This window comes from Paenibacillus sp. FSL W7-1332 (assembly GCF_037969785.1).
Lineage (GTDB): Bacteria > Bacillota > Bacilli > Paenibacillales > Paenibacillaceae > Paenibacillus_AQ.
Window position 1 is genome coordinate 5,952,991 of the sequence record NZ_CP150209.1, and the last position, 26,163, is coordinate 5,979,153.

At 50.5% G+C, this 26,163-nt stretch carries 26 protein-coding genes and 1 riboswitch; of the genes, 2 read left to right on the forward strand and 24 right to left on the reverse strand.

The window, feature by feature from the left end; translation table 11 throughout:
- Positions 1–95: 95 nt before the first annotated feature.
- The 12 genes from MKX98_RS26905 to metA all read right to left on the reverse strand — a co-directional run bounded on the left by MKX98_RS26905 (position 96) and on the right by metA (position 14,271).
- Positions 96–1,721 (reverse strand): trypsin-like peptidase domain-containing protein, encoded by a 1,626-nt coding sequence (locus tag MKX98_RS26905; RefSeq protein WP_339219465.1) that lies wholly within the window; start codon positions 1,719–1,721, stop codon positions 96–98.
- A gap of 159 nt (positions 1,722–1,880) precedes the next feature.
- Entirely contained in the window at positions 1,881–2,534 is a 654-nt protein-coding gene (locus MKX98_RS26910) for a response regulator transcription factor (RefSeq protein ID WP_071217857.1), read from the reverse strand.
- An 18-nt stretch (positions 2,535–2,552) separates the two neighbouring features.
- Positions 2,553–3,635 (reverse strand): sensor histidine kinase, encoded by a 1,083-nt coding sequence (locus MKX98_RS26915; protein WP_194544307.1) that lies wholly within the window; start codon positions 3,633–3,635, stop codon positions 2,553–2,555.
- 5 nt (positions 3,636–3,640) lie between these two features.
- Positions 3,641–4,756, reverse strand: coding sequence for a cell wall-active antibiotics response protein LiaF (liaF, locus tag MKX98_RS26920; protein ID WP_339219468.1), 1,116 nt, complete (start codon positions 4,754–4,756; stop codon positions 3,641–3,643).
- A gap of 198 nt (positions 4,757–4,954) precedes the next feature.
- Entirely contained in the window at positions 4,955–5,155 is a 201-nt protein-coding gene (locus MKX98_RS26925) for a hypothetical protein (RefSeq protein ID WP_194544309.1), read from the reverse strand.
- 131 nt (positions 5,156–5,286) lie between these two features.
- Positions 5,287–6,033: a 3D domain-containing protein gene (locus MKX98_RS26930; RefSeq protein ID WP_071222715.1), complete on the reverse strand. Its 747-nt coding sequence runs from the start codon at positions 6,031–6,033 to the stop codon at positions 5,287–5,289.
- A 104-nt stretch (positions 6,034–6,137) separates the two neighbouring features.
- The gene (gene thrS / locus MKX98_RS26935) at positions 6,138–8,075 is read right to left on the reverse strand and encodes a threonine--tRNA ligase (protein ID WP_339219469.1); all 1,938 of its coding nucleotides are present in this window, start codon (positions 8,073–8,075) and stop codon (positions 6,138–6,140) included.
- A gap of 466 nt (positions 8,076–8,541) precedes the next feature.
- Positions 8,542–9,447 (reverse strand): putative sporulation protein YtxC, encoded by a 906-nt coding sequence (locus MKX98_RS26940; protein WP_113057619.1) that lies wholly within the window; start codon positions 9,445–9,447, stop codon positions 8,542–8,544.
- Between the two features lie 211 nt (positions 9,448–9,658).
- Entirely contained in the window at positions 9,659–10,792 is a 1,134-nt protein-coding gene (mqnC, locus tag MKX98_RS26945) for a cyclic dehypoxanthinyl futalosine synthase (protein ID WP_339219470.1), read from the reverse strand.
- Between the two features lie 135 nt (positions 10,793–10,927).
- Positions 10,928–12,148, reverse strand: a complete 1,221-nt coding sequence (locus MKX98_RS26950) for an aminotransferase class I/II-fold pyridoxal phosphate-dependent enzyme (protein ID WP_339219472.1) — start codon at positions 12,146–12,148, stop codon at positions 10,928–10,930.
- Positions 12,145–13,329, reverse strand: a complete 1,185-nt coding sequence (locus tag MKX98_RS26955; protein ID WP_339219474.1) for a PLP-dependent transferase — start codon at positions 13,327–13,329, stop codon at positions 12,145–12,147. Before MKX98_RS26955 ends, MKX98_RS26950 begins: the two co-directional genes overlap by 4 nt.
- 24 nt (positions 13,330–13,353) lie before the next feature.
- Entirely contained in the window at positions 13,354–14,271 is a 918-nt protein-coding gene (gene metA, locus MKX98_RS26960) for a homoserine O-succinyltransferase (RefSeq protein ID WP_339219476.1), read from the reverse strand.
- A 134-nt stretch (positions 14,272–14,405) separates the two neighbouring features.
- A riboswitch (SAM riboswitch) is annotated at positions 14,406–14,535 on the reverse strand.
- A 208-nt stretch (positions 14,536–14,743) separates the two neighbouring features.
- Here metA and MKX98_RS26965 point away from each other — a divergent pair.
- Together MKX98_RS26965 and corA are read left to right on the forward strand one after the other, a co-directional pair.
- Entirely contained in the window at positions 14,744–14,881 is a 138-nt protein-coding gene (locus MKX98_RS26965) for a hypothetical protein (RefSeq protein ID WP_339219477.1), read from the forward strand.
- 94 nt (positions 14,882–14,975) lie between these two features.
- On the forward strand, positions 14,976–15,911 hold the full coding sequence (gene corA, locus MKX98_RS26970) for a magnesium/cobalt transporter CorA (protein WP_113057622.1): 936 nt from the start codon (positions 14,976–14,978) through the stop codon (positions 15,909–15,911).
- Positions 15,912–15,979: 68 nt separating this feature from the next.
- On the opposite strand, the gene MKX98_RS26975 is transcribed toward corA, so the two are convergent.
- The 12 genes from MKX98_RS26975 to MKX98_RS27030 form a co-directional block, all read right to left on the reverse strand.
- On the reverse strand, positions 15,980–17,005 hold the full coding sequence (locus MKX98_RS26975) for an HRDC domain-containing protein (RefSeq protein ID WP_339219479.1): 1,026 nt from the start codon (positions 17,003–17,005) through the stop codon (positions 15,980–15,982).
- Positions 17,006–17,188: 183 nt separating this feature from the next.
- Positions 17,189–18,085 (reverse strand): ROK family protein, encoded by an 897-nt coding sequence (locus MKX98_RS26980; protein WP_216530599.1) that lies wholly within the window; start codon positions 18,083–18,085, stop codon positions 17,189–17,191.
- A gap of 94 nt (positions 18,086–18,179) precedes the next feature.
- Positions 18,180–18,863 (reverse strand): molybdate ABC transporter permease subunit, encoded by a 684-nt coding sequence (gene modB / locus MKX98_RS26985; protein WP_233355066.1) that lies wholly within the window; start codon positions 18,861–18,863, stop codon positions 18,180–18,182.
- Complete coding sequence (gene modA, locus MKX98_RS26990) at positions 18,860–19,702, reverse strand: molybdate ABC transporter substrate-binding protein (protein WP_339219484.1); 843 nt, start codon at positions 19,700–19,702, stop codon at positions 18,860–18,862. The genes modB and modA overlap by 4 nt, the downstream gene beginning before the upstream one ends.
- 2 nt (positions 19,703–19,704) lie before the next feature.
- On the reverse strand, positions 19,705–20,601 hold the full coding sequence (locus MKX98_RS26995; protein WP_339219486.1) for a 5'-3' exonuclease H3TH domain-containing protein: 897 nt from the start codon (positions 20,599–20,601) through the stop codon (positions 19,705–19,707).
- A gap of 543 nt (positions 20,602–21,144) precedes the next feature.
- A complete protein-coding gene (locus MKX98_RS27000) occupies positions 21,145–21,507 on the reverse strand; it encodes an arsenate reductase family protein (RefSeq protein ID WP_071222700.1) in 363 nt (120 codons plus the stop codon).
- Between the two features lie 37 nt (positions 21,508–21,544).
- Positions 21,545–22,558, reverse strand: a complete 1,014-nt coding sequence (locus tag MKX98_RS27005) for an RluA family pseudouridine synthase (RefSeq protein WP_339219489.1) — start codon at positions 22,556–22,558, stop codon at positions 21,545–21,547.
- Between the two features lie 3 nt (positions 22,559–22,561).
- Complete coding sequence (locus MKX98_RS27010) at positions 22,562–23,122, reverse strand: cob(I)yrinic acid a,c-diamide adenosyltransferase (RefSeq protein ID WP_220684057.1); 561 nt, start codon at positions 23,120–23,122, stop codon at positions 22,562–22,564.
- A gap of 347 nt (positions 23,123–23,469) precedes the next feature.
- Positions 23,470–23,733, reverse strand: coding sequence for an aspartyl-phosphate phosphatase Spo0E family protein (locus MKX98_RS27015; protein WP_009590300.1), 264 nt, complete (start codon positions 23,731–23,733; stop codon positions 23,470–23,472).
- 118 nt (positions 23,734–23,851) lie between these two features.
- Positions 23,852–25,057 carry an aminotransferase class I/II-fold pyridoxal phosphate-dependent enzyme gene (locus MKX98_RS27020; protein WP_071222694.1) on the reverse strand — a complete coding sequence of 402 codons (1,206 nt, stop codon included), beginning with the start codon at positions 25,055–25,057 and terminating at the stop codon, positions 23,852–23,854.
- Positions 25,058–25,071: 14 nt separating this feature from the next.
- The gene (locus MKX98_RS27025; RefSeq protein WP_071222693.1) at positions 25,072–25,572 is read right to left on the reverse strand and encodes an Lrp/AsnC family transcriptional regulator; all 501 of its coding nucleotides are present in this window, start codon (positions 25,570–25,572) and stop codon (positions 25,072–25,074) included.
- Positions 25,573–25,748: 176 nt separating this feature from the next.
- Positions 25,749–26,144 (reverse strand): spore coat protein, encoded by a 396-nt coding sequence (locus MKX98_RS27030; RefSeq protein ID WP_339219495.1) that lies wholly within the window; start codon positions 26,142–26,144, stop codon positions 25,749–25,751.
- Positions 26,145–26,163: the final 19 nt, after the last annotated feature.

The window sequence follows — 26,163 nt, forward strand, 5'->3', positions numbered from 1 at the left end:
AGTACGACGTTACAATCCCATTATATCGGTCGTCTTAAGGACAAGACAAGCGGAAGGGAACGGTCCCTTCCGCTTGTTGTCACACATATCCAGGGTTACGGTTGTTGCTGCTGTTGGGTTAAATCGAATTGGTTCTTATCGCCGATCGTAAGCGGCAGATCAATCTTCTTGCCGTTACGAACCACATTCAGCGTAATTTTGTCTCCAACCTTCTTCGATTGTATCAATTCAATTAGATCCTTCGAGGTCGGATATTTCGTCCCGTCCACGCCCACAATGATGTCATATTGACGCAGGTCCGCTTCATAAGCCGGCGATCGGAATACGACACCGTCAACATAAGAACCTTCCGTTACGTCGGTCCCCAGGGACTGGGCAATTTGCGGAGTGACCGTTCCCAAGGTTGCCCCGATAAACGGAACCGGCTCTTTCGGAACTTCCTCGTTGTTCTTCAGGTATTCCACAACTTCCTTGATCGTGCTGGACGGAATCGCAAATCCGATCCCTTGCGCTTCCGCGCTGACGGCTACGTTCATCCCGATAACCTCCCCCTTCAGATTGAGAAGCGGTCCACCGGAGTTACCCGGATTAATCGAAGCATCGGTTTGCAGAAGATGCTCGTAATTCCGTTCAGCTTCACCATTCGTCCCTTGAATATCGATCTCGCGTTCCTTCGAGCTAAGTACGCCTGCGGTTACCGTATGCTCAAAACCGTGCGGGTTACCGATGGCAACAAGCCATTCACCGACCTTCAGCGAGTTGGAGTCGCCTAGCTGCACCGATGGAAAATCGGCCCCTTCGATTTTCAGAACGGCCAAATCGAGCTCATAGCTGGAACCGAGCAGCTTCGCTTCATATGGCTTTTTGGTACCCTGAACCGTCACTTGGATCACATCTGCGCCATGGATCACATGCTCATTCGTCAAAATGTATCCCGACTTCTCAAAGATGAAGCCCGAGCCGATGCCTGAAGGCTGAAGCTGGGATTCCTGACCTCCGTTGTTGCTGCTTCCACCGTTTCCGCCATTTCCTCCCTGGCTCGATTGTCCGCCGCCAAAGAAGTACCAGAACGGATCATTCATGTTCGGATTCGTGCTTTGACGATTGCTGCTGTTTACAAGCGTCTCGATCAGCACGACGGCTGGACTTGCCTGGTCAACAACCGCCGATACATCGCCCGGATTAGAAGGAATCATGGCCGATGCCGTAGTAGCTCCGCCGTTATCATCAACGCTAGCTGAAGTTTCATGGGCTGGCTCCGATGAATACGCCGCATCCGGCGTAAACAGATTCGTGCGGTCCGCGGCAAACATCAGGCTTGAGATCACGAGGACACCTGCCAAGAAGGACAACAGCACCGTCTTCACGGAATTTTTAGGCTTCTGGCTGTAGTTCCATTCTTTGTTTCTTTTCATCGAATCCATAGACCCGCCGCCCCCTTGGCTTCCGGAGGAATGTGACTGCGAGAAACCGGAGGATGGTATCGGTTTAACCGGCTGCGGAGCGGTAACCTCCACTTCCTGCGATTCCCGGCTCTGATATGGTCGCTCCGTCTGCTGATCATCGCGTTCATTGGGTATGGACTGAAACGGTCCGTAAGAATAGTAATAAGACGAATTCTTCGTGGATGCTTCCTCACGTCTCGGTGCTTCATTGTTATTCGACTCATTGTTCATTCCCTCATCATCCGGATACCCGTAGCGCTTTCTTTGGTCGTCCATAGGTCTACCTCCTATTTAAAATCACTTGCTTCCAAGTGGTTTAATTGATTAACTGTTCTTATTGTGTACTATAAACCTTAATAGTACCTTAAAAACAATTAAAAGGCAGATAAAAAGAAAGCCGGGCGGCGTCAAGGGAATCTGATCCGAATGGAATCGCTATATTTTGACCCATCCCTTCCGGTGGGCATAAATCGCCAATTGCGTGCGGTCTTCCAGCTCACACTTCATCAGCAGATTGCTGACATGAGTTTTAACCGTTTTAATGCTGATATGCAGCTCTTCGCCGATCTCTTTGTTGCTCTTGCCCTCGGCAATGAGCAGCAGCACTTCTTTCTCGCGCTCGGTAAGCCCGGAATCATCGCCGTTCACCATATGTCGGCGGATCCCGCGGGTGAGTGCTTCCGACACGTCTTTGGTCATGACCGGCATCCCCCTGAACGCTCCCTGAAGAGCGTAGATGAGTTCGTCAGCTGAAACGGTCTTCAGTACATAACTGACAGCCCCCGCCTCAATGCACTCAACCACAAGCTCATCTTCTAGAAAGCTGGTCAGAATCACAATCTTCTGGTCCGGGAACTCGGACATGACCGCACGCGTGGTCTCTGCCCCGTTCATCACCGGCATCATCAGATCCATAAGAATGAGATCAGGCCGGTCTGCCTCATCTCCATTTCTTAACATATCAACAACCTCTTGGCCGTTTGCTGCCTCTCCGATCACTTCAAATCCCGGATCCAGCGACAAATACGTTTTTAATCCCATACGAACCATATCATGATCATCCGCCAGCAATATCCGAATCGTACCCATAATGATGTTGTCCCCTCTCTACTCCACTGGCTCAGCCAGCTCTTCCTGTTCCTTGCTCTCTTCCGCAGCCGGTCCCTGACTACCCTCGGCCTCAAATAGCGGAATATTTACGCGAACTGTCGTTCCTGCACCCTTTTTGCTTATGATATCGACCTGGCCACCAAGCTTCTCGGCTCGCTCACGCATCGTGGACAGCCCGTATGAGCCCTGCTTGCCTGCCACCTCGTCAAACCCGATCCCGTCGTCGCTGATGCTTAAAATAACGCGTTTCTGATCCTCACGAAGCGACATGCTGACAAGGCTTGCACCGGCATGTTTCACAATGTTGGCTACGGCTTCCTGGATAATCAGGAACAGCTGATGCTCAATTGCATCGGATACCCCGCCGTAGAGCTCCACATCCTTCATGCCCTTCAGGCCATTTTGGCGGCAGTAATCCGGAAACCACCGTTCGAGTGCCTCCTCCAGGGTTCTTCCTTCCAGTTCAACAGGCCGAAGCTGTGCAATCAGCGCCCGCATCTGCTTCTGTGCCACGTGAGACATCTCAATCAACTGACCGAGCACTTTATCGCCGTGCTCCGGGTTTCTCTTCAGAACCGCCGGAAGCGATGAAGCCGACATATGAATCGCGAACAACTGCTGACTGACCGTATCATGCAAATCCCTTGCCATCCGGCGTCGTTCCTCAAGCACGGCGGCTTCCGCGGCGATCTCTTTCTCAATGACATCCTGCTCGCCCAGGCGCTGCAGCAGCTTCATCTTCTTCTCCAGCGCTTCCGTCATTCCGTTAAACTCATCGTATACTCTGGCAAAAGAACCGTCTTCCATAGCCGGCAGCCGCACATTCAGATTTCCTTTGGCAACCTGCAGCATGTTCAGATGGAGCAGGTCCAGCGGTCGCTGAATGCGCTGCCCCGCGATGTATCCCGCAATCCCCGTAAACAGAAGTACACCGACCGTGTAATACACCCACAGCCGGTTATCTTCAATATGTATGTAGCCGGATTGGTTTGCTGTATACAGGAAAACAGCAACCCCGGCTCCAATCAACAGAAAGTAAAACAGTATCACCCATTTGGTATTTTTCAATATTCCCATCATAACCGTTATCCTACCCTATTCACTTTGACATCACCGATAAATACGCTGACGGTGATGCGTATTTTCTTACCGGCTTCCCTGTAATGCGGGCTTTCCAGTCCGGCATTGCTCATAAAGCCGCTGCGGCTTTCCTCCAGCACCTTCATATCGCCAATGAAGGAGTTGGTCGTGACATGAATGCCGACATCCGAATCATTAGGAACGAATACCTTGACATCCCCGATAAACGCCGAGATGTTGATTTTCGTTTCTCCGTAAGGGATTTGAGCTTTGGTCAGATCCAGCACCGTATCACCGATGAACTGGGAGATATTTGTCGGCTTCAGCTGAAAATAATCTTTTCCCATATGCACGTCCCCGATAAAAGAGGACTTGTTCACCGCATCATGGCTGTGCCAAGATTGATGATGATGGTGTTGATGTTGGTGCTGTTCATCCTTATAATCCGATCCGTTGCCGTAGCTTTTGCCGTTATCGTCAAAATCCACATGAACTCTGAACTTGCTGCGATCCTGATGCTCCTGGCGCGGGCGATCCTGATGCTGTCCCTGCCAGCGGTAACCCTTGCCCTGCTCATGAAAATCCGGTGATCCTGGTTCGCGATCGGGCAGGATATTCTCAGACTTGTCAGCCTTGTCTGGCTTGCCAAATCTCCGTTCGAATTCTTCATCCAGGGAAGAATCCAGCGGACGCGCTTCAGGCGGATCGGGAATGTTGTAATGCTCGCTACGATGCGAGCTAAAGTCATCCGGACTTGGCGGCGATGGCGGCGGCGTATGAGGTTTCGGTTTGAAAATGACCTGCAGTCCAAACCCAATCAAGATAATAGGAATCGCATACTTGATCAGATCGCCAAACGAGAAGTCAATCAAATTCAGGTTTCTTCCAAGAAAATACGACCCGATAATGATCGGCACGACAGAGCCCCATAGTGCCCCTCCGCGGGCATAAATTAAGCTTTGCAGCCCGAACCAGATGATGAACACCGGCCAAAAAGTCGAGAATATATAACCAAGGTCCACATGTATCATATCAAGCTGATTTAGAAGAAACACCACACCAATACCGATGAGCAGCAATCCGTTGCTAAGCTGGCTCCATCCTTTTCTACTCATGGTCATCCCCTTGCCTTCCAGTTCTATTTTTTCTTAACTACAGTGTACAACATATTGCGATGAACAGGTTAGCGGCGGTGGAATGAAGTTGATCTCGGTCTAGAGACGGAGTCCATGGATAAAAATGGAAGTAGAGCCATAATAAAAGACCCCCGCTAAAGCGGAGGTCTTATTTTTGCACGAACGGGCGCTGGCATCTACACCTTAACGGTTTGTTGGATGGTCCCCTGGTGTGTTCAGTTCGCCAAACTCAGCATCAAACTTCTCGTTCGGTTTTTTGTAGTTCTCTTGAACTTTGGAATTCCCTTTTGGGTTGCTGGCTATGCTGGTATCTTCAGCAAACTCAGCGTTAAACTTTTCATTCGGCGTTTTAAAGTTCTCTTGTACCTTGTTCTTTTTAGCCACAGTATTCACCTCCCTGTTCATATGCAATACCATCATCCTCTTCAGGGGTTTGGCCCCCGAAAAGTAGTATGTGATGAACAGGGAGGCATTATTCTTAAATGTTTACTGCCAATCTACGCGCCAAAATCACCCTAAATGGCTTCCTCCAAAACGGATGCCGGCAGGAAACGATAGGTCTCGATCGCGTTATCCAGGGTTCTGAGCATTTCCTCCGTGCATTTGCCGCTTCCGGTTTTAATGACCTGTACCTCGACGTCCTTCTTCCCCCACTCCTTAAACACTTGTTTGGTTGTGGAGAAATAAAGATCGATTTTTTGCCCTTTGATCGCTGATCCGATATCCGCTACGATTCCATAACCATAACCCGGTATATAGAGAATACTGCCAAGCGGAAAAACATCCGGATCCGCGGCAATCGTTGATAGCGTATTTCGATCCCGCTTCACCTTCACCCCGGAATAGGTGATTCCATATTGAGGATGTCCCGGCTTCTTCCCGGTCGATTCATAACCTGCCGTATAGCCCGTAGCGGTGACCTTCACCGTATGCAGCACCTGGTCCTCCCTAGGAGCAAGCACGGGCATGGATTCGCGTTTCTTGCCAGGCACGCTGGCCTTAGGCCCCGTATCCGGAACATCCAAGTATCTATTCATATCGCTAAAACCTGCTACTCGAAGCGCATAGAAGCGAGACATTTCCACGTAATCGGAGCCTTGAAATTCCCCGGACGGATCATACACATTTCTTAAGTCTGTTGAATCATAGGATTCGCTTAGAATCAGATTATGGGCATCTACTATTGAAGAACCTGCACTGAACAAGACGGCTGATAAAATAAAACCAGCAAAAAACCTCTGCCATTTTTTCCATTGGATCATGTGAGTACCTCCCCCTTACTAGCGAGGGTTCCCACTTCCCAAAAAGAATATACGTGATGGCAGAGGTTTGCATGTCCCTACGTTACTTAAGCTTAAAGCTAAACTTAAACGACGTGGGTGTTAATTTCTTCACGAAGCTTGAGGATGATCTCGTCGAGCGGCTGGGCCCCGATATCCCCTTCGCCGCGTTTGCGAACGGAAACCGCACCAGCATTTTTCTCGTTCTCGCCAACGATGAACATGTAAGGAATCTTCTCGAGCTGCGCTTCCCGAATCTTGTAGCCCAGCTTCTCGTTTCGAAGATCCGGCTCTACGGAGATACCGGCGAATTGAAGCTTCTCGGCCACTTCCTTGGCATAATCCTCAAAGGCATTGGAGACCGGAATGACTTTCACCTGTACCGGTGACAGCCACAGCGGCAGCGCACCCGCAAAATTCTCAAGCAAGAACGCAGTGAAGCGTTCCATGGTGCCCAGAATACCGCGGTGGATCACGACCGGACGATGCTTCTGGCCATCGTCGCCGACATATTCCAGTTCAAAGCGCTCAGGCAGCAGGAAGTCGAGCTGAACGGTTGACAGCGTCTCTTCCTTGCCTAGAGCCGTACGGATCTGAACGTCGAGCTTCGGACCGTAGAAGGCAGCTTCGCCTTCGGCCTCATAGAACGGCATATCCAGGCTTTCGACAACTTCGCGCAGCATGCGCTGGGACATTTCCCACATTTCATCATTCTGGAAATACTTCTCGGTATCCTGCGGATCCCGGTAAGAAAGACGGAAGCGGTAGTCATGGATGCCAAAGTCCTTATAAACCGTCATGATCAGCTGAATGACCCGTGCAAACTCTTCCTTGATCTGATCCGGACGGCAGAAAATATGCGAGTCGTTCAACGTCATCGCGCGCACCCGATGCAAGCCGGTCAGTGCACCGGACATTTCATAGCGGTGCTGCATGCCAAGCTCAGCAATACGGATCGGCAGATCCCGGTAGCTGTGCATATCGCTCTTATATACCATCATATGGTGAGGACAGTTCATCGGACGAAGAACAAGCTCCTCGTTGTCCATCTCCATTTTCGGGAACATATCCTCCTGATAGTGCTCCCAGTGACCGGAGGTTTTGTACAGTTCCACGTTTCCGAGCACAGGCGTGTACACGTGCTGGTACCCGAGGCGCTCTTCCATGTCCACGATATAACGCTCCAGGGTACGGCGCAATTTCGCACCGTTTGGCAGCCAGATCGGCAGGCCTTGTCCAACAAGCTGAGAGAACGTAAACATTTGCAATTCCTTGCCCAGCTTACGATGATCACGCTTCTTGGCTTCTTCCAGCAGATGAAGATGCTCATCGAGCTGCGCTTTTTTCACAAACGCCGTACCGTAAACGCGCTGAAGCATTTTGTTCTTGCTGTCGCCGCGCCAGTATGCGCCCGCCACGTTCATGAGCTTGAATACTTTGATCTTGCCGGTTGAAGGGACATGAGGTCCACGACAGAGATCAAAGAACTCGCCTTGCTCATAGATCGTAATAACGTTGTCCTCAGGCAGGGCATTGATCAATTCCAGCTTGTACGGATCCCCGAGCTCGCCGAAGATGCGCAGCGCTTCCGCACGGCTTACTTCCTTGCGGACAATCGGAAGATTCTCGCCGATAATGCGTTCCATTTCCTTCTCGATCTTTTGCAGGTCCTCCGGATTCAAAGGCTCTTCCAGATCCATGTCATAGTAGAAGCCGTCCTCAATGACCGGACCCACGCCCAGCTTTACTTCTTTGGCTCCATACAAACGCTTGGTCGCTTGAGCCAGCAAATGCGCTGTACTATGACGCATCACTTCAAGCCCTTCGGGCGTATCCTGCGTTACGATCTCGATCAAAGCTCCGTCCTGAAGCGGTGTCGAAAGATCCACGACGATCCCGTCCATTTTTCCTGCGACCGCATTCTTTCGAAGTCCGCTGCTGATTGAAGCAGCCACATCCTCAATACTGCTGCCCGCCTCATACTCCCGTACGGAGCCGTCAGGCAATTTAATGCTAATAGCCACCTTGTATTCCTCCCAAGAAAAAGAATTTCACGTTTCTTCCATATATGAAGGACGCGTTAGTCTCCCCGCGAAGACAGGCATGGACCGCTGAGGTGCCCGCCAAGACTTCAACGAAAGATACCGGAACATGCAAAAAACACCCGTCCCGCGAAGGGACGAGTGTTATACCCGTGGTTCCACCCTAATTCGATCTCTTTCATCACCTTATGTACTGGGTACATAAACGATTAAGATCCTTCATCAGCATTGAGTAACGGTCATGAACCGGTGAAGCCTACTCATCCGCATTCATCATGACGTGCGGGTTCGACGACACAGCTACAAAGGGGTAAATCAATGGTGAACCGGAGGAAATTGCAGCCGAGGTTTCCTCTCTCTGAGCGGTCAAATCCAAAATTGATTCATGTCTTTGTCAGAGCTTTTACGTGAATTTATCAGTAATTATAATCCTGACCGCTTCGATGCGTCAAGTCATCATTCGTCCGCTACCGAGAAGCGCGCTGCATTCGGGACAGCTGCAGCATACTTCGGCGCGGTTATCAAAGATATGGGCCAACGTCACGATGACGGGAAGCTCAGGCTGCCTCGTGTGGATAATCATGCGGGCCGGAGATACCGAAATCAGCGTACTGACCACCATATCTTCAATCTCCATATCCTGGTCCAGCCTTTCCATAACGAGTCCTTCATCCCGAGGGCGTTCAATCGGGCGAAGATTGCCATCCAGCAGCAGGAACTCTTCCTCCCCCTTATGAATGACGTGAACCAGCGGCATTTTGGGCTCCTGAAAATAAACAAAATATTTCAGCAGACTGACGAACTCCTCGTACTGCTGATCCAGCATAAATTCATCCACTGCATACTCCGCCATCTCGCGGAGCTCCTGTTCATAAGACTGAAGCCGGAAGGTTATAAACCCATCCAGATTAAGCTCAGGCGCCTCGTTCAGGCATTGATATATGCCTTCCGACAGCTTGCGTCTGCGGCTCTGCCAGAAGTCCCCGGACGGGCCTTCCTCTTTTTGCAGGAGCATCAAAAACCACTGCAGGATCCGCCCCGCTTCTTCCTCATCATCAAACTCGAATTCCGAGAACATTAACCGTGCAGCAATCTCCTGCTCTTTCTCTTCCATAATATAAGCAGTGACTGCTTCGGCAGTGAGCCGGCGCAGCGTGTCGGCCGATGCGGTCCATGAGGACAGCGGAAGCTTGCCGGAGCACGTCCAAATCACGCGGTCATCCGAAGCGCTGAATGTGAATTTCAGCTGCTTGCATTGTTTATGTAGCTCTTTCTGCTTGTCTGACAATATACGGTGAAAAGCCTTTTTCTCGTCTTCCGTCCGTGTACCGACAGAAATGCTGAACAGTTCCATGGAATCACTCCTTTCGAGTTCCCTTTTCAGTATATGGGGACCCGCTCGGGGATATACGGAACTCCTGCTTGGAAAAACAAGCAAGTCCGGAAAATATCTAATCAACGGCCGCATCCTAAATATGTCCATCAACGCACATACTCTCTGATCCAAATTAAAAAGGCGGACCGAGTTGCTCGGCCCGCCTTACGGATCTTCATGAAGTATAGAATTAGTTCTGCATGACGAAGTCGCGCTCAACGGTGCTGTTATCTTCGAACACGCGCAGAATATCATACCGGGTGTTGCGTTGAGCCGGGATGTTGCCGGTCTCCCGGATCAATTGAATAATCGATTCAATATTGACCTTATAGACGGCTCCTGCGGAAGAAACCACGTTCTCCTCCATCATCGTGCTGCCAAAGTCATTACAGCCGTAGCTGAGTGACAGCTTGCCGATTTCAGGTCCCATCGTTACCCAGGACGACTGCAGATTCGGAACGTTATCGATCGCCAAGCGACCGATGGCTACCGTCTTCAAGTACGCCTCCGGCGTTTCGCGCTCGCGCTTAAGGTTCGTATTGTCCGGCTGGAACGTAAATGGAATGAAGGCCAGGAAGCCTTTGGAATCATAACCGTTCTGAATGCATTCATCCTGCGCATCACGTACGCGAAGCATATGTAGCGCACGCTCTTCCATCGTTTCGCCCAGACCGATCACCATGGTAGCCGTCGTGTTCATGCCGACTTTATGGGCCGTTTGCATGACATCCATCCACTTGCGCCATGTGCCTTTCAGTCGACTGACCTTTTTGCGGATACGATCATCCAAAATCTCGGCCCCGCCGCCAGGCAATGAGTCCAGACCCGCGCTGTGAAGCTCGCGCATCACCTCTTCGAGCGTAAGCCCGGAGATCTCCACCATTTTCATAATTTCCGCCGGGGAGAACGAATGCATCGTGATGTTAGGAAACCGCTTCTTAATGTTGCGAAGCAGGTCGGTATAATAATTGAAAGGCAAATCCGGATTAACGCCGCCCTGCATCAGAATCTCAGTACCGTTCACATCCTCGGTTTCCTGAATCTTCTGGAAGATTGTTTCATCGGGCAGTACATAGCCCTCGGAAGAGCCGGGTCTGCGATAAAAAGCGCAAAAACGGCAGAATACATCACATATGTTTGTGTAATTGATATTCCGGCCGATAACAAATGTCGTGATAGGATCCGGATGCAGACGCTTTGTCATCACATCCGCCGCATGACCAATTTTCTCAATCTCATCACTTTCAAAAAGCGTTACGGTATCTTCCAGGTTCAAACGCTCACCGCGTAAAGCTTTATCCAATATACGGTTTACCGCACTCATTCTTGCAGCCTCCCTACTTAGAGCAAAATAACAAATCACCAGCAAAACTTTTTCTATCTCATCCTACCACAATCCGGCATTAAAAACGACATCCCGTCCGTGACAGGATGCCGAATTCTATGATTTGGCAAATCTTTAGTAACTGGCAGCAAAAGCCCGATCCAGATCAGCAATCAGATCGTCCACATCCTCGAGTCCGACCGAGAAACGAAGCAAGCCATCCGTAATTCCGCGTTCATGCCGAACCTTCTCGCCCATGGCCGCATGCGACATCATTGTCGGATACGACAGGATGCTCTCCACGGCTCCCAGGCTGACCGCTACCAGCGGCAGCTTCACATGGTTCAGCACGTGCTTGGCGCGTTCGCCTGAGCCGACGTCAAAAGAGATGACCGCGCCATAACCGCTCGATTGCTTCTCATGGACTTCACGTCCCGGATGATTCAAGAGGCCAGGGTAGTACACTTGCTCAATGTCGCTTCTCCCTTGCAGCCAGGCCGCCAGCTTGGCCGCGCTTTGCTCGGAGTGGGCCATACGTGTGCTGAGTGTTTTCATTCCGCGCATAAGGAGCCAGGAATCCTGGACCCCAAGGACCGTGCCCAAACCATTTTGCAGCTGCTTCAGTTGGTCTCCCAGCTCCTCGGTTCTGGCTACCGCGAGACCTGCCAGCACATCGCTGTGCCCGCCAAGGAATTTGGTCGCGCTATGGATCACGATATCCACGCCGAATTCAATCGGACGCTGGTAAAACGGCGTCATGAACGTATTATCCAGCAGGGTAAGCAGGCCATGCTCCTTCGCCCAATCCGTCACCGCACCAATGTCGGTAATTTTCAGGGTCGGGTTTGAAGGGGTTTCCATATAGACGGCTTTCGTATTCGCTTTGAGGGCCGCCTTCACCTGATCCAGATCGGTCATGTCCACGAAGGTGCTCTCGATGCCCATACGGCTTAAAATGCTGGTCAGCAAGCGGTAGGTTCCGCCGTACACATCCTCCGTCACGATCATATGATCCCCCGCACTGAGCAGCATGAACGAGCTGGAGATCGCTGCCATACCGGAAGCATAAGCGAAACCGCGTACGCCTCCCTCCAAAAGGGCGATATAATCCTCCAGCGCCTGCCGAGTCGGATTGCCGGAACGGCTGTAATCGTGTTGCGGCGGGTTAAAGATGTCTTCATGGTGAAACGTCGAGGCTTGATAGATCGGAACGCTTGAGGCGCCGGTTGCCCGGTCGATTTCCCCGCCGAAATGCAATAGTTTTGTCTCGAAACGCAGTTCTTCCTCGTGTCCCCGTTTAGCAGCTAACTGCTTGGTTTGCGTTTCCAATCCGGATGGACCTTTATCGATGCTCATTCTCCCGTGCTCCCTTCCACTTCAGCCATGGCCGCGCTCAGTGCAGCATCCAAATCCGCGATCAAGTCATCCGCATGCTCGATGCCGACCGAGAACCGGAGCAAGCGGTCATCCACGCCGATTGCTTCCCGAATCTCAAGCGGGATGTCCGCATGGGTCTGAACAGCAGGGTATGTCATCAGGGACTCAACGCCCCCCAGGCTTTCTGCGAACGCAATCAGCTTAATGTGCCGCAGCACGGGCTCCACATAACGGGCGTCCTTCACCTTGAAGGAGAAGATGCCCGTGTTGCCGCTGGATTGACGATTCTGGATGTCATGTCCCGGATGGTCCGGCAGGGCAGGATAATACACCTCGCCGATCGCCGGGTGAGTTGTCAAAAACGTTGCCACTGCGGTTGCATTCGTCTCGTGCCGATCCATACGCAGCGCAAGCGTCTTCATTCCTCTCATCAGCTGATAGGAATCCGTCGGGCTTAACACAGCGCCGATGGAGTTATGAAGGAAAGCCATCTCCTCCGATAGTTCCTTGCCCTTCGTTACGATGATCCCCGCCAGCACATCGTTATGTCCTCCCAAATACTTGGTGGCGCTATGTATAACGATATCCGCCCCAAGCTCGATGGGTCTTTGGAAATATGGAGTAAGCAGCGTATTATCCACAATGCTGATCAGTTGATGGTGCCTTGCCCATGTACAGACGGCTTCGATATCCGTAATCATCATAAGCGGATTGGTCGGCGTTTCGATAAATACAGCCTTCGTGTTGGGCCTTCTTGCCCCTTCCAGCGCATCCAGGTCATTCGTATCCACGTACGTAGCTGTAACGCCGAACTTGGACATAATCCGCTCCAGCAGCCTATACGTCCCACCATACAGATCCAGCGATACAATCAGATGGTCCCCTTGACCGAACAAAGCAAAAATCGTCTGAAGGGCAGCCATGCCCGAGCTGCAAGCAAAGCCGGCATCGCCGGATTCCAGCTCGGCGCAGGCGTCCTCCAGTACCGACCGGGTCGGATTTTTCGTACGGGCGTAGTCAAACCCCGTGCTCTGGCCTAATTTGGGATGGCGGTATGCCGTAGCCTGATAAATCGGAAAATTCACGGCTCCGGTTACCGGTTCTTGCACCGAGCCGATCTGTGCCAGCCGGCTCTCTATATTAAAAGGTTTCTTCTCCATCACAAACTCTCCTCCCGTATACTGCTATATTTGCGGACCAATATCGTATGGCGTTTCCTGATATACATAGTAATTGAGCCAATTAGTAAATAATAAGTTTGCATGCGCCCGCCATATGGACGGAGGCGTCCTTGTTGGATCATTATTCGGGTAATAGTTCCGCGGCAGTTCGATGTCCATGCCCTTGGCAACGTCCCGGTCATACTCCCACTTCAGAGAGTCCGCATCATACTCGGAATGCCCCGTGGCAAAAATCTGCTTTCCATCCCGGCTTGATACCAAATAAATGCCTGCTTCCTCGGACTCGGACAGGATGACCAAATCGTCAATGCCTGTAATGTCCTCGCGCCGAACTTCCGTATGACGGGAATGCGGAACAAAGAACATTTCGTCAAATCCGCGGAGCAGCTTGGTACATGTTTCATTGATCGTATGCGGAAATACGCCGAAGCATTTTTCCTCGAGGCTGTATTTCGGCACGCCGTAATGATAATAAAGTCCGGCTTGCGATGCCCAGCAGATATGGAGCGTGGAGGTCACATGCGTCTTGGTCCATTCAAAAATTTCAGTAAGCTCATCCCAGTAATTCACTTCTTCAAACTCCAACTGCTCGACCGGAGCTCCTGTAATGATCATGCCGTCAAAGCGACGGTTCTTCACTTCTTCAAAGGTTTTGTAAAATGATTTCAGATGCTCAGCCGACGTATTCTTCGAAATGTGCGAACTCGGGTGAAGAAGGACAACATCCACCTGGAGCGGGGAGTTACCGATCAATCGCAGCAGTTGGGTCTCCGTCGTTTCCTTGGTAGGCATCAGGTTCAAAATAGCGATCCGCAATGGGCGGATATCCTGATGAAATGCGTGACTCTCATCCATGACAAAAATGTTTTCTCCAGCCAGAACTTCCTTTGCCGGCAAGGCATCCGGAATTTTAATTGGCATCGTGGCTCACTCCTTCGAAATATGAAATGATACATCCATAAAAAAGCTGTGAGAAAGAGCGTTAGACTGTATAAACGCAAGAAGACCTTTCTCAAAGTAGAGAAAGGTCATCATATACGTATCACAATGCGCCTCTCTCATCTGTCAGACTATACAACGGCTTCGAAGAAGCGTCGTATCTCCTGCAAGAATTAGCACCGTGCGATGTTGCCGCCGGTTGCCGGGTTTCATAGGGCTAGTCCCTCCACCTGCTCTTGATAAGATTTCGCTTTATTCAGTTGTCTTAAATTGTTCGTAATTGATACTTACTTTAAATCATTCCCAATTTTTCGTCAAGAACCTTTTCATAAAGTCCGTCACACTTCACCGAAGGTTTCCATACCCTGTACCGTGGCCCCTGGCTGGACCGGATTTCAACTTGAAAGGTCCTACACCCGGCGTTATACTAGACAAGTGCTGTTTAAAACCGAGTATGAAAGAGGTGACATGGAAGATGGACGGTGACCCGAGCCAGAAACTGGATGCACAAGACGCACAACCGCATAGGATTAAGATCAGCTTACCGGCAGAGGGCGGCGTTATTTTTCATGCGCTTTTTATCGTATTCTAACCTTCCTTGATTATGCCCGTATACCGGTGGGCTGATATCCTGTGCCTTTACTGCTTAACCAAGCAGCTTGAATTTGACAAAGGAGTGATATCAGATGAAAATCCGGTTGGTCGATTCGGGCGTATTTACCCCTGTTGATGACATCGAAATGACGCTGACACCTCCGGCCAGCGGCTTCTACTGGCTGGATGCGGATGTGGATGATTTAGCGGAACTGCAGCCCCTCTTCTCCCTGCATGATCTTGCGGTTGAGGATTGCCTCAGTGAAGAGGAGCAGCGTCCCAAAATTGAAATATACGAGAACCACTATTTTATCGTCGTGAACAGCATCCGGTTTGACGACGAAGAGATTTTCCTTCGGGCATTGAATGTTTTCCTGGGCAGACATTTTATTATTACGGTGACCAAGCAAAAGATCCACGAGCTGCGCACCGTTAAACCGCTTCTCTGGGAGGATGAAGTCAGCACGCCTGACCGCTTCCTCTATCTCTTGATCGACCTTGTGACGGACAACTATTTCTCCGTCGGGGACCGCATCGAGGCGCGGATTGAAAAGCTGGAGGAAGACATTCTGATGCATACCAAAAAATCCCACCTCAGCGAGATCATCGGTCTGCGAAGCGAGATTCTTTGGTTGAAAAAGGTGCTTGGACCGCAGAAGGAAGTTATCAATACACTTAACAAAAAAGATCTCCGGCTGATCGATGACCAGCTGCAAAAATATTTCAGCGATATCTATGAAAATGCCGTGAAAATTTCCGAAACATTCGAAACCTACCGGGATCTCATGGGGAACCTTCGAGAGGCTTACCAATCCAGTATCGCCAATCGGGCCAATGAAATCATGCGCGTGTTTACCGCCATTACAACGATCTTCATTCCACTGACGCTGATTACAGGCATCTACGGCATGAACTTTGACAATATGCCTGAGCTTCACTGGGAATATTCTTATTATGTAGTTATAGGCGTCATGATTTCTGCCGGTGCTCTCATGTTTTATCTGTTCCGTAAGAAAGACTGGATATGAAGCTCTCGAAACCATCAGGACGGATCTCCCTGCCGCAAGGGAATCCGTCCTGTTTTCATTACCTGGAATTAGCCTGCGTTCGCTTTACCAGGTTCTTCCCGCCGAAAGCGAATCCTGATCAGGCGCAGCCGCTCATACAGCTTCTCCGTTCCGCCAATCTCTTCTACCTCTCCATTGTGGGCTTGTCCTTCTCCATATACCCGTTGTAATACGGGTTTAAGAAATGTATCGCCCAGCTCTTCAAAAGCCTTCCATACCGTCGCCTGCTCTGTAGCCGTCATCGTGTTCAGCTCAACCTCCAGCAGCTGCTCCGTATCATAACCTTCCTTCTCAAGGCCCTCCAATTCCTCAACCAAATCTCGACGAGATAACGAAGTGCGTTCTTCCAGCTCGGTCAGCGAAGCTCCCTCAGCTATGCCAAGCAGCATCGTACGGCGAATTCGGAAGCGGTCCAGCTCTTGCTTATATCGCTGCTCCTTCTGCTTATAAAGCCAGGACAAGAACACCTCTTCCTGCAGCTGCTTATCAACCCAATCCAGTGGAAAGGTTGTGGTTCGCTCGATTCCTGACGTGATCTCCAGCCACTCCGCCCCATGCTCTGAAGACTTGCTGATTCCGATTCCCGGAAGCTGCAGCAGCTCTTCCTCGTTCTGGGGGATGAAGGCGCTAATCATGCGCAGCACCCGATTGCTGGCAATGAAATAAGGTGCTTTTCTTCCGGAAGCCGCCTTTCTCCTGCGCCAGGCACACAGCTCCGTGTACAGCTCCTCCGAGCCATACAGCTCACTGTAGCACTGCAGCTTCTGCACCCCAAGATTCTTGCCTCCAGTCTCTCCCGGTTCGTGGAATACCCCCTCCACAAGCGGCCGGAACCCCTCTCCAAGCTTCTTCGCTAATTGATGTCGATACACGCATAATAACTCATTCCATGAATTCCCTTCATACCACTCATCATCGGATACTTCACCGTCCGGTTCCATGTTCCGCCAGCCGAGCCGCCATCCTCCCTCTTCCTCACCGATCCATACTTGAGCAGAACGGAGGTGACCTGACTCATCCGCTCCGCTCATCTGATTCATGAATACAATTTGCATCCCTCGAATACCTCCCGTTTAGCATTCAGCACAACGATGGAACAACGCAAAAAAGCACCTCTCCTCCGCCGCAGCGACAAAGAAAGGTGCTTCCCGTTCCATACGTTATACTGTTGAATTCATAATACCATAATCTGTAATAAAGTCAAACTCATTTTGGCTCACTCTATATAACAAATAAAGTTAAGCTTGAACGCTCTTGGCCTCATCTACTGCAAGCTTGGCCAACGCCAATGCACCGCAGAGACCCGCATTATCGCCGAGCATCGGCGGAACGATGAACTGATCAATCCCGTCATGAAGGCTTGGATGCTGTACATATCCGGCCAGCAGCTCCTGAAGCTTCGTGCGGATCAGCGGGAACAGCTGCTCCTGCTTCATAACGCCTCCGCCCATCACGATTCGCTGAGGGGACAGAATGAGGACATAATTCATCAGCGCTTGTGCCAGATAATAAGCCTCCATCTCCCAAGCCGGATGATCCGGCGTCAATTCCACACCGGGAACTCCCCAACGTTTGCCAAGAGACGGTCCGGCTGCAAGCCCCTCCAGACAATCTGCATGATAAGGACAGGTCCCTTCATACCGGTCTTCCGGATGGCGGCGCACATAAATATGCCCCATCTCCGGATGAGACAATCCGTGGATCAATTCACCAGCTACCACGGCGCCTGCTCCTACTCCCGTTCCAATGGTGATATACAGACAGCTATCCAGTCCCTGGGCAGCGCCCCATGTATATTCTCCAAGAGCTGCTCCGTTTACATCGGTATCAAACCCAATCGGAACATTAAAACGCTCTTCCAATGCTTTGACAATATTGTAATTGCTCCAATGCGGCTTTGGTGTCGTTGTAATGCAGCCATAAGTCGGGCTGCCCTTCACCGGATCAATCGGCCCGAAAGAACCGACTCCGATCGACTCTATATCCTTATCAGCAAAAAAGTTAAAGACATTTGCCATGGTTTCTTCAGGGGTTGTTGTCGGGAAGCTCACTCGCTCCACAACCGTTCCATCCTCCATACCCACGCCGCAAACGAACTTGGTTCCTCCTGCTTCAATTGCTCCAAGTAAACTCATGCTTCTTCCATCCTCTCCACGATGTGCTGTGCCTTGTTCTCTATATAGTTGCTAACAAGCTCTATTCGAAGCATATGTAAACATGGTGCTCCCGTCAAGTCTGCCCGCCTCTTTCTCTGCTTCTGCCCGTTCCTGACGCGGCCAGTAACAGCCATGAGAACAAAATAATGACCGCCGTCCACGCCCACGCCAGCCCGCTCTCGCCATTGCTTACCGCAACGTAAATCGCCGTGGGCAGCGTTTGCGTAACGCCCGGTATATTGCCTGCAACCATCCAGGTTGCCCCAAATTCCCCTAAACCTCTGGCAAAGGCCAGTATGAACGCCGAAATTCCCGCCCTGCGAACAAGCGGCAGCGTAATCCAGCGAAGGACCTGCCATTCGCCGGCCCCGGCCGATCGCGCCGAATCCTCAAGCTCCGGGTCCACAGACTCAAAGCCCACCCGCATGCTCTGATACACAAGCGGAAACGAGACCACGATAGCCGCTATGACCGCGGCTCCCCAACTAAAAATGATGGGTCTGGCAAACAGCCATTCGGCAGCTGAACCTATCCAGCTGTTTCTGCCCAGCATGACAAGCAGAAGAAAGCCAACCACCGTAGGCGGAAGCACGAGCGGAAGCATCAGCAGCGTTTCTACCGCCGTCTTGCCGACAAACGAGCGCCGGGACATCCAGCGTGCTGCTGCTGCTCCCAGTATAAATGCAATGATGCTGGACAGCAGTGATGTTTTTATCGACAGCCATACCGGCATCCAGAACATTTCGGTCGTGGTCACGGCGATGCCTCCGCTACCTCAAATCCAGCCTCCGTGAAGATATCCCTGATCTCAGGCTTCCGCATAAATTCGAGAAGAGCCTCAGCCTCCTGCGGATGCTTGGCATTACCGGGAACCGCTGCAGGATATTCGATCGGTTGGTGCTTGTCCGGATCGACCTCAAGCGCAAGCGTTGCCTTGGCGGAACTCTTCAGATCGGTTTTGTACACAAAACCGGCGTCTGCATTCCCCGACTCTACATAAGCCAGAACTTGCGTCACGTCCTTGGCATACACCGCCTTGGATTCGACATCATCCCAAAGGCCTTCATTCTGAAGAGCCTCCTTGGCATATTCTCCGGCCGGTACAGTATCCGGCTGCCCAATGGCCACAACGCGCACCTCGGGTTTTAATAGATCCGGTAAATGCTTCACGTTCTGTTTGCCGACAGGCTCAATCAGCACCAATGCATTTCGAAACATCAACTGAACCGCATCGGATTGCACGATCCCCTTCTCGACCAATCGATCCATCGGCTCGGTTGCTGCGGATATAAACAAATCTACGGGCGCCCCTTGCTCAAGCTGCTGTCCAAGAGAGCCCGAACCGCCGAAATTATAACGCAGCGTAATATTTGGAAATTCCGCTTCAAATCGTCGTCCGGTCTCTTCCAGACTGGATTTGAGGCTTGCTGCTGCCGAAACCATAACTTCCACCTTCTTCTCGGCCCCTGAGGGCTGTTTAGAGGTATCGGTTGAAGGAGTCTGGACGGAGGCACATGCCGATATAAGAAGCAGCAATGTCCCGAGCAGTAGACCGGTCAAAATTGATTTTCTTCCGAAATTAAACCGTCTCCGCATGACTAGGAAACCACCGCCACACCAAAAAGATGACCGAGGCTCTTCATCTCAAGCTCCTCCAGTTTGGTTAATGCACGTTCGTGATCCACGCTTAAGCGGCACAGATCCAATTCGCACTCCATGGGAACCTCGCAATGGATTTCGGCCAAAGCCCGGGACAGGTGCAGCATCTCCAAATCCGCCTCGATCTTGGTGCGGACCCCTTTGGTCAGTGAATCAAGATTCGCAAGAATGCCTTCCACGGATTCATACTCCTGAATCAGCTTGACTGCCGTTTTCTCGCCAATCCCGCGTACGCCCGGATAATTATCGCTCGTATCTCCCATCAGGCCTTTCACATCGATAACCTGTCTTGGAGAAAGTCCTTTTTCGGCATATAACGTTTCCGGGGTATAGTGCATATAATTGCCGTGTCCCTTTTTCATAATGATGACGGAAGTCGAATCGTTCACGAGCTGAAGCAGATCATGGTCCCCCGACAGGATCATGACATTCATGCTATCCCCGTACCGTTTGGCCAGCGTGCCGATGCAATCATCGGCCTCATAGCCCACGACGCCCAGGTTCGGAATTCCCAGACATTCCGTCACATCGCGTACCAACGAAAACTGCGGAACCAGATCATCCGGTGCTTCCGGACGATTGCCTTTATACGACGCAAACTGCTCTGTACGAAATGTTTTTGATCCCATATCCCAGCAGCACGCCACATGGGTAGGCTGAAATTTATCGATAGCATCCCACATATAGCGCAGGAAGCCGTAAATCGCGTTGGTCGGTACACCCGCTTTGGTTCGACGGATATAGCCGCTTGACGCGGTTGCATAGTAAGCACGAAATAATAAAGCCATCCCGTCTACAAGCATTAAGGATGGTTGTTGATTGGGTATCACAGTCATGATCGCTCCTAACTTTAACTTCTCTGATATAACCTTAAATATACCTTGTCATTATACCATATCCCTATATAGTCTTGGGCTTGTCATAAGGTATTTCTTTGAATTTCCTATCATTGGCTGTTCATAAGAAAAACGTCTATCGACGTACTTTCTCAGTTGACAGACCGCATTTAGCGGAAGTTTTTCTTGCGAGATAAGGATGCTAAGCCTCGGATGTTTATACTTTCTTTTCTCTTAAGAAAAACGTCTATCGACGTACTTTCTCAGTAGACAGACCGCATTTTGCGGAAGTTTTTCTTGCGAGATAAGGATGCTAAGCCTCGGACGTTTATACTTTCTTATCTCTTAAGAAAAACGTCTATCGACGTACTTTCTCAGTAGACAGACCGCATTTTGCGGAAGTTTTTCTTGCGAGATAAGGATGCTAAGCCTCGGATGTTTATACTTTCTTATCTCTTAAAACAAAAGAGCATCCCGGCGCTCGAAAGACCTTGGGATGCTCTACCTTCTTCAGCAGGAGAATGTGTATACACTGGATCCATTCTACTTCTGCCATGACTCCTGATATTGTTCCGCCTTAAAGCCGACGGTCACTTTACTGCCGTCCGTCACGATCGGACGCTTAATTAATCTGCCGTTGGACGACAACAGTTCGATCTTCTCCTCATCGGAGAGCCCAGGCAGCTTGTCCTTCAGATTCATTTCCTTGTAGACCTCGCCACTCGTATTGAAAAATTTCTTAAGTTCCAGGCCGCTCTTGGCGATAAGGTCGGCTAGTTCTTCCTTTTGTGGCGGTTGTTCAAAAATATTTTGAAGTTCCAGCTCATGTCCTTCGTTCTGCAGCCATTTGACCGCGTTGCGGCATGTCCCGCATTTCGGATATTGATATACTTTCAGTTTGCTCATTCGATACGTTCTCCTTCTAGTGTTGTTTTGAACCTACTTAAGTCGCCTCTTCCGCGAGCATGTTTCTCAGTGCGTTCATATCCTCAGGAAGCGGGGCTGTGAATGTCATCGTGCTCCCCTCAATCGGGTGGATCAGCTTCAGGCTCGCTGCATGCAGCGCCTGCCGGCCCATATAGCGGTCCAGCCTCATGATCGTTTCGGCTTCCAGATCTGCTGGACCGGCAGCCAAGTCCGAAGCCGCCTCCGCTCCGTCTGATCGTAACTCCCGATCGCCGTAAACCGGATGCCTATACATCTGATCTCCAATCAATGGACAACCGATGCTAAGCATATGCACCCGAATTTGATGGGTACGACCCGTTTCCAGCTTTAATTCGACCAAGGATCCGGAAGGGTAAGCTTCGCATACCTTATACCGCGTAAGCGAAGGGTATCCTTCGGGAGTTACGATGCGGCGGTGGGGCTCTAACGGGTCCCGATCAATCGGACCGTCAATATCGCCTGAGGGCAAAGCAGGCTTGCCATGAACAAATGCTACATACCTCTTGTCAACGGTGCCGGCTATCATTTGTTCGGAGACATGCTGGTGAATATATGCATTCTTCGCAATCACCAACACGCCGGAAGTCTCCTGGTCCAGCCTGTGAACCGCTCTGAACCGGTAGTTCCAGCCCTTCTCCTGCCAATAGTGAACGACGCCGTTCGCCAGCGTGTCTGTATAATGCCCGTGCGTCGGATGGACAATGATCCCCGCAGGCTTGTTCAGGACAAGCAAATGTTCATCCTCGTACAGAATATGAAGGTTCATCGGCTGGGGCAGCATATCGTCCGATCGTTCCTGCTCCATCCGGATTTCGATCAGATCTCCGGCATGCACGTTAACGCTAATGTATACACGGGTCCCGTTCAGCATGATGCCCTGCTCAGTCAACTTGAGGCGAGACAGCAGCTTACGGGATACTCCCATCCGTTTTTGCAAAATGGTCTTAAGCAGCATGCCGTCTTCCTGTGGGGACACGACATAACTGATAGGCGGATAATACAAACTCATGAATTACCGAAACACCTTTCCGCTTCGCTCATATTCGACATCCGGAATCCCGGCGTGCACATTGGCTGCCCGTGCAGTCACAAAGAAATAGTCGGACAATCGGTTCAAATACCGGCGGACCTCCGGATTGATTTCCGTGGTTCGCTGCAGCGAAACGGTCAACCGCTCGGCTCGGCGGCATACGGTCCGACATACATGAAGCAGCGAAGACAACGCACTTCCGCCAGGCAAGATGAAACGCTCAAGCGGAGGGTTCTTCTCCTCGAAAGCATCCAGCCATACCTCCAGATTGTCCACAAGCTCGGCGCTTACCTTGAGTTTACCCTCTCGAGGCCTCGCATAGGCCAGATCCGAGCCGCAATCGAACAGTTCATGCTGGATTCGAACGAGCTGAAGGTGCAGCTCCTCAAAGTCGGCTTCCTTGGCCAAAAACACGGCCTGACCGACAAAGCTGTTCAATTCATCAATCGTGCCATACGCTTCTATCCGCGGGTCATCCTTGGGCACACGACCGCCAATAATTGAAGTTTCCCCTGCATCTCCCGTTCTCGTATATACCTTCATCACAATATCCTCCATTTCATCGTCCGATCCTTATTCAATAACACCATATTTCTTAAGATTATAGAATTTATAGTTTCAGCGAAGCTGAGCAATTCTATAATCGCAAGAAAAACTTCCTTTAACCGCGGTCTGTCTTCTGAGAAAGTACGTCGATCGACGTTTTTCTTAATATGCTCAACTATAGCATAATTTCGAATCAGGGTCCCTCTGCGCCGGAATAAGCCCAGGCCCATCATGATTCCGGGACGGTTTTTTACATCAGAGGGAATCATTTAAACGCAAACAAGGCTGATCCGTAAGGCATCTAGCCCCAGGAACAGCCTTGTATTATTCAATCAGATCGTATTTTATAGTTTCTTTTTGGGATGGGCCTTCATATATTCGTTAATCTTCAAGTCCAGCAAACTGCTGATCTCGATGACAATCTCTGATGTGAAGGACTGCTCTTCCAAAAAAATTTGTTCCATCTTTCGGCGAAGCATGTGAATTTCGTCTTCCAAGGTAATTTCCTGAGGAGTGGATTTGGCTGATTTAATTGACCATTTACCGTGATTATTGTCTTCAGCCGTATAGTCACCACGGTAGTTTGACAATTCATAATCACAAAACACTGGTGATCCCTCCTTGGAAAGTAAAATTCTGCCCCCAAAATAAAATTATAACATATATTTTGCCAATGGAAAGTAATTTTTTTGTTAATTCAAGGAAAAAGTTCAACGATTTCCTTGGCTACTTTATTTTTTCCACAAAATTGCCCATTCTCTCCAAGGCCTCATTCAGTTGGGCAATGGATGTAGCATATGAGCAGCGAATGAATCCTTCCCCGCCAAGACCGAATGCGGTGCCCGGTACGGCAGCCACTTTCGCCTCGGTCAGCAAGCGCTGGGCAAATTCATCCGAGCCAAGTCCCGTTCGCTTGATGCTCGGGAACGCGTAGAACGCTCCCTGTGGCTCGTGGCAATCCAAACCGATCTCGCGCAGCCCTTGAACCACGAGCCTGCGCCGCTGGTTATAGGATTCAACCATTCGGTCCTTTTCCCCCATGCCGTTACGCAATGCTTCGAGCGCGGCGACTTGCCCCATTGCGGGTGCACACATAACCGTATACTGGTGGATTTTCAGCATGGCGCCAATCAGATCCGAATGAGCACACACATACCCCATACGCCAACCAGTCATAGCAAAAGCCTTCGAGAAGCCGCTTACCAGAATGGTGCGGTCCATCATGCCTGGCATCGAGGCAAAGCTGACGTGCTTGCCTTCATACGTGAGCTCAGCATAGATTTCATCGGAGATCACAATCAGATCGTGTTTTTCCACTACTTCCGCAATGGGCAGCCAATCCTCATAGGTCATGATCGCTCCTGTTGGATTGCTTGGGTAACACAGGATCAGAATCTTTGATTTGGGGGTGATTTGCGCTTCGAGCGCCTCGGCGGTCAGTTTGAAATGATGCTCTGCCGTCGTTTCAATACCAACGGGCACCCCGCCACCGATTGAAGCAATCGGCGAGTAAGAAATGTAACACGGCTCGGGGATCAGAATTTCATCTCCGGGAACAATCAAGGCACGCAGCGCCAGATCAATCGCTTCACTGCCGCCTACGGTTACGATCATTTCATTGGCAGGATTATAGGTCACGTGGAAACTGTCGTTCAAATATTCCGCGATCGCCTCCCGAAGTTCAGGCATACCGGCATTGGACGTATATCCTGTAAACCCGCGCTCCAATGAATATACGCAGGCTTCTCGTACATGCCACGGCGTTACGAAATCAGGCTCACCGACACCAAGTGTGATAATATCCTTATTTCCACTGACGAGATCAAAAAACTTCCGGATTCCAGAGGGTTGAATGTCCCTGACCCTGGGCGCCAAATAGGAGCTCATCGATTTCCTGTTATTTTCTGCAAGCTGCTGTTCGTTCACAATCATAGCACACGCTTCCTTTACGGCGAGATCAGGAGACGATTGTCTTCTTGACGTTCTTCAAAAATAATCCCGTCTTGTTTATATTTTTTCAAAATAAAATTCGTTTTGGTCGATAATACAGAATCGATAGGTGACAGCTTCTCCGAAACAAAGTTGGCCACCTCACGCAAGTTTCCGCCTTCCACTTCAACCAGCAAGTCGTAGGCGCCAGACATAAGATAGACGGACTTCACCTGCGGGAATAAATAAATCCGTTCCGCAATTCCTTCAAAGCCTCTTCCGCGCTCAGGTGTAATTTGAACCTCGATCAGCGCCGTAACCTTCTCGTCTTCCACCTTGCCCCAGTTGACTACGGTCGCATACTTAACAATGACGTGATCTCGTTCAAGCTCCGCAATGGAGGTCTTTACTTCTTCCTCATCTACACCGAGTAGAGTAGAGAGCAGAGCCGGCGATCTTCTCGCGTCTTCTTTCAGCAGGTCAAGCACCTTCAGTTTCAATTCGCTAAGCTCTTCCATATACGTATCCTCCAGCACTTATTCCGAATATCCGTTCTTATAGCATGATATATCGGAACAGAGATTAATACTTATATTACAATAACTTACACGGGATGTGCAAAAAAAAATACCGATGCATGCCGGCAGCAACGGCTGCGGGGGTCATCGGCTCATAGATTGAGTTCACCATGGGATCATTGGGTTACATTATTAGAAGAAGGCGCTACATTGGTGGCATGCGGCGCCACATTCGGGTGATGCGCGAACGCGCCCATGCTGGAAGTTTTTTGATTAATGGTTTCCCGAGTTTTTTGCAGCGACTGCTGCGCTTGCTTATACTGCTTGTCCACATCGTATTTCAATGCATGCCGAGGGGCGGTATACATGTTCTGCTGCTTCATCATATTAAAAAACTCGCCTTGCAGCCTCAGTGTATCCGCGGTCAGATCCGTAAACATTTGACGCACCTCAGGGCAAGAGGCTTCCGTCGTGGCTGTCGTATACTCTCGAACGGCACGTTTCAGCTCTCCCAGAATAGGGCTAAGCATATCCTCTTCGGGCAGGTATGAGGATCCATTAGGGGTTACCATAAGTCGTTCCTCCTTAACA